Genomic DNA, 524 nt, shown 5'->3' with positions numbered 1-524 from the left:
TCAAGTGGAACCTCTGGCATTCGCGGTGATCGATTCGGAACCGATCCCGATGTGCCGGTACAAACGAGCAAAACGCTGCAAGTTTCCTGGTGCGGCTTTCGGTTTTGGGACTCAGGGAAAGTTCTATGGCTTCAAATTGCACGCCTGGACGACGTTGAATGGCAAAATTGCCCAATACGCCCTGGTGGCTGCCAATGAGCATGACTTGACTGGGGGCGGACATCTGGTAGAGCAGTGGCCCGCCTATGGCGGGCCGAAGATCATTGGCGATAAAGCCTATCAGGGTGGCGGCTACATCGTGCCAGCGCGGTCGAACATGAAAACCCCTGATCCACGCTGGCGTGAGGAATTCCATGCCGCCCGTAAGATCATCGAATCGGCATTTTCTTCTCTTGCAGGGCGCGGATTGCGTTGGGGGCAGGTGAAAACCTGGACGGCCTTACGCTTGAAGGTGGCCCTCATCGTTGCCGCCTACAACTTACGCTTCGCACCTCCGCCCTTCGTTGTCAACCCCTAATCGCCGT

Annotated in this window: 1 protein-coding gene; it reads left to right on the top strand. The window is 56.7% G+C overall.

Going from position 1 to position 524, the window contains the following annotated elements:
* On the top strand, positions 1 to 517 hold a 517-nt coding region (locus E5Z01_RS19310), incomplete at its 5' end, for a transposase (RefSeq protein WP_167758038.1).
* Positions 518 to 524 lie beyond the last annotated feature (7 nt).

The sequence above is a fragment of the Deinococcus fonticola genome, from assembly GCF_004634215.1.
Taxonomy (GTDB): domain Bacteria; phylum Deinococcota; class Deinococci; order Deinococcales; family Deinococcaceae; genus Deinococcus; species Deinococcus fonticola.
The sequence above is the reverse complement of the archived record's forward strand: the minus strand, read 5'-3'. Positions and strand labels throughout refer to the sequence as shown.